Annotated in this window: 3 protein-coding genes and 1 riboswitch; all 3 genes read right to left on the bottom strand. The window is 65.8% G+C overall.

Annotated elements, in window-relative coordinates:
- The coding region (gene cobN / locus EN884_RS28070; RefSeq protein WP_128360859.1) for a cobaltochelatase subunit CobN at positions 1-2,265 on the bottom strand (2,265 nt) is incomplete at its 3' end.
- 18 nt (positions 2,266-2,283) lie between these two features.
- The gene (gene cobW, locus EN884_RS28075; protein WP_063168240.1) at positions 2,284-3,321 is read right to left on the bottom strand and encodes a cobalamin biosynthesis protein CobW; all 1,038 of its coding nucleotides are present in this window, start codon (positions 3,319-3,321) and stop codon (positions 2,284-2,286) included.
- Between the two features lie 2 nt (positions 3,322-3,323).
- On the bottom strand, positions 3,324-3,752 hold the full coding sequence (locus EN884_RS28080; RefSeq protein WP_013531088.1) for a DUF1636 family protein: 429 nt from the start codon (positions 3,750-3,752) through the stop codon (positions 3,324-3,326).
- A gap of 38 nt (positions 3,753-3,790) precedes the next feature.
- Positions 3,791-3,995, bottom strand: a riboswitch (cobalamin riboswitch).
- Positions 3,996-4,080 lie beyond the last annotated feature (85 nt).

The raw sequence follows: 4,080 nt of genomic DNA on the forward strand, positions 1-4,080 counted from the left end.
GCCCAGATCATAGGCGGTCGGCGTCGGCATGGTGCGCGGGTCCGAGGTGAACAAATTGCGGCCGGTAGGCAAGACGGCCGAGCGGCCGCGCGCAGGCGCGCCGGCCGGCCCAGCCTTGACGTGGCGGCCATCGAGCGCGGCGATGAGCGCCGTCTTCTCGGCTTCAGCACTTTGCCGGCGCATGGCGTCCGGCTCATCCTCCGGAGCGCGGCCATAGATATGCAGCCCGTCCTTGATGGCGAAATCCTTGAGGTCGCAGAGCCAGGCATCGATGCGGCGCAAGGCCTCGTCGGGCGCGTCGGTTCTGGCAACGCCGGCTTCGGAGGCGAGACCGGTTTTTTGCGCGGTGTCGACGATCAGTTTCGCCAGTCGGTCACGGCGGCGACGGTCGAGCCCGTCGGCCTGCGCATATTCGTCGACCAGCCGCTCGAGCTTGTGCTGGTTTTCGTCCAGCCCGGCGCCGGTCAGCGGTGGCGGTAAATGGCCAAGGGTGACGGCGGCAATGCGCCGCTTGGCCTGCGCCGCTTCGCCCGGGTTGGAGACGATGAAGGGATAGATGACGGGCAGGGGACCGGTGACGATCTCCGGAAAGCAGTTTTCCGACAGAGCAACGGTTTTGCCCGGCAGCCATTCAAGCGTGCCATGGGCGCCGACATGGACCAGCGCGTGGACGCCGAGCGACTTGCGCAGCCAGAGGCCGAAGGCGATCAGCGCATGGCGCGGGGGCAGCGTCGGGTCGTGGTAGTCGGCGCGGCGGTCGACGGAGCGGCCGCGGTCGGGGGCGAGGGCGATGGTGACGTTGCCGAAGGTGGCGGCGCGGAAGGGGAAGCTTCCGCGCAAACCTGTTTCGTCTTCCGCTTTGCCCCAAGCGGCTTCGACCGCAGTAATTGCCGCAGTCGGCAACTCCGTCGAGAAGGCAATGTAGTTATCTAAGGCCAATCCAGTATCGCTGGCTTCCAGCAAATCCAGCAACCCACGCGGCGTCTGCGGAATCCCCTCAATCACATAGCCCTGCTCCTTCAGGTCATGCAGCATGGCGAGCACGCTGGACGGCACGTCGAGGCCGACGGCATAGCCGGTTCGACCAGGAGCGCTAGGGTAATCCGGGATTAGGATGGCCAGCTTGCGCCCGGCGCGGGGTGTCTCCTGCAACTTGATGAAGGCCGCGACGCGGTCAGCGACCTGCGCCACGCGATCCGGTTCCGGCCGGTTGGCGAAGGCGCGGTGGCCGAGTGCGGGATCGGTCTCGGTCTCGCCCTTGAAGGAAATGGCGCCGGCGAGGACGCGGCCGTCGAGTTCGGGCAGCACGACATGCATGGCGAGGTCAGCGGGTGCCAGGCCACGCTGGTTGTTTTGCCAGATGTCGCGGCGGGTGGTGGCGACGATGACCTGGAAGACAGGCACGCCGGCGCGGTCGAACAGCGTTTCGATGCCGGGTTCGGCGCCTGAGGCGAAAGCGGTCGCGGTGATGATGGCGGCGGGCTTCAGCGCCGTCAGTGCTGTTTCCACGAAGGCGAGGGAGGTTGGGTCCTTGAGGCTGGAGACGAAGATCGGGACTGGGTCGATGCCGCGCTGCCGCAGCGCTTCAACAAGCGCATCGATGGGCGCGACATCGGCGGCCAGCAGCATCGAGCGATAGAACAGGATGGGGATGATAGGAGCGTTGACGTTGTAAGCGCCAGCATTCGATAAGTCCGGCTTCTCCACAACTCCACATCCGGGCACGTAAAAACCAGCTTTCGGCACCACCACCGGGCCGATCACTTCCGCATCCTGTCCCGCCAAGCCCGCCAGCCTGCGCACCAGCGCGCTCATATTCGCCGGGCCGCCCTCGCGGAAATAGTCGAGCAGGCCGTCCAACTCCTCGCGCGGCAGCGTCGAGGCTTCGATCAGGCGCAGATCCTCGTCGCGGCATTCGCCGGGCAGCAGCGCCAGTTTTATGCCGCGTTCGCGGGCGGTCGAGGCAAGCTGGTCGCAGCCGTAGCGCCACCAGTCGTAGCCGCCGAGGATGCGCACGAGGATGATCTTGGCATGGCGGGCGACGCTGTCGACCCAGAGGTCGACGGACATGGGATGGCGCAAGTCGCGCAGTGCGGCCAGCCGCATCGAGGGCAGGCGGTCGGCATCGGTCCTCCACGCCGCCGCCAGTCCGGCGAGGTCGCTGTCGGTGAAGGACAGGGCCACGATATCCGCCGGCGTCTGCCGCAGATCGACCGGCTCGGCGAGGTCGTCGAGCGAGGCGGATGTCGTGGTTAGGATGTGCATCGCAATCCGTGTCCGAAATCAGCCGGCGAGTATACGCTCGATCGCCGGGCGGTTCAGCCCTTTCAGGCCGATGACGACGAGGCGCGAGCGGCGGTCATCCTCAGCGGTCCAGGCGCGGTCATAGTAATGATTGACGCGCGGCCCGACGGCCTGCAGCAAGAGCCGCATCGGCTTGCCGCCGACCTCGACGAAGCCTTTTACGCGCAGCACGTTCTCTTCTTCGGCGACGGTGGCGACGCGCTTTGCCAGCTCGTCCGGATTGGCGATCGAGGCAATGTCGACGATGAACGTGTCGAAGTCGTCATGCTCGTGGTCGAATGCGCCGTCATGATGGGACTTGCGGTTTTCGATGTCGTCCTCGACGGCCAGACCGAGCCCGAGCAGCACGGAGGGATCGACCTTGCCATGCGAGGTCGGCACGATCTTCACTGCGCGGGCGGAGTGTTCGCCAACGATGGCATTGGCGCGGGCGGTGCCGGCGGCGTCCATCAGGTCGCTCTTCGACAGGATGATCAGGTCGGCGCAGGCGATCTGGTCCTCGAACACTTCTTCCACCGGATCGTCGTGGTCGAGCGTCTCGTCCCCGGCGCGCTGCGCCTGGAGGGCCTCCATGTCGTTGGCGACGCGGCCTTCGGCCAATGCCGGTCCGTCGACCACGGCGATGACGCCATCGACGGTCACCCGGCTTTTCACGCTGGGCCACTGAAAGGCCTGGACCAGCGGCTTGGGCAGTGCCAGGCCCGAGGTTTCGATCAGGATATGGTCGACCCTCGGCGTCAGCGACAGGATTTGGTCGAGCGCCGGGACGAAGTCGTCGGCGACAGTGCAGCAGATACAGCCATTGGCCAGTTCGACGATGTTTTCCTCGGGGCAGGTGTCGATACCGCATCCCTTGAGGATCTCGCCATCGATGCCGATGTCGCCGAATTCGTTGACGATGATGGCGATGCGCTTGCCGCCGGCGTTTTCCAGGAGATGGCGGACCAGCGTCGTCTTGCCGGCGCCGAGGAAGCCAGTGACGACGGTGCAGGGAACGCGGGATACGGAAGTGGTCATGGTCAATCCTTCAGCATGTCGATGGGTGGAATGCGGGCCACGAGGCCGCGCTTGAGGCTATCGGGGCGGCCACGCCACGGGATCAGGCCATCTTTCGAGGTGGCGAAGAGCTTTGCGCCTGTCACGAGGTCGGCGCCGCTGGTCGCGGTCAGGTCGCCGAAGACATAGCTCCAGCAACCGTCGCGCAGGATCGCGGCGCTGAGGCGCCGCTTGCAATTGCCAAGGCATTCGACGCTGCGGATGCGGATATCGTCGCCAGCGGCGGCGCGGCGCGTGTCGTCCGTCAGCAACTCGCCGGCGCGGGGATGAGCGTCGGAGCCGGTCTCATTGCGGCAGGAGCCGCAGACGATGATGGTGACGCCGGCCAAGGCATCATCATGGCCGGACGAAATATCCGCTGTGCCAGCCGAAAAACTGCTGTCGTGGTCCAAAGATCGGGCTCCTTGCCCGGAAACCCGCCGGGCGATCGGATTCTACAGTCGCAGACGGCAGGTCTCCTGGCTCGCGAGTCATCGCCTTGGGTAGCCGCCTTCCCGGGAATTCCCAGTGGTTTTCGGCCTTGGCTCTTCGCTTACAGTTGCGGGGACAGCCGCGGATTTGGGATTTTGCCCCGCACCGCATTCCCTCTTAGCCCTTGCCGTTGCGGGCAAGGGACCATCTGGAACCGGATTTAGGCTTTTGCGGGCGGCGGTGTCAACGCGAGCTTACGACACGGCTATGTCGGCCAGCGCCGCGCCCAAATCGCCGGCAGGCGTCACT

Origin of the sequence: Mesorhizobium sp. M7A.F.Ca.AU.001.01.1.1 (assembly GCF_004022735.1) — a bacterium.
GTDB classification, from domain to species: Bacteria; Pseudomonadota; Alphaproteobacteria; order Rhizobiales; family Rhizobiaceae; genus Mesorhizobium; species Mesorhizobium ciceri.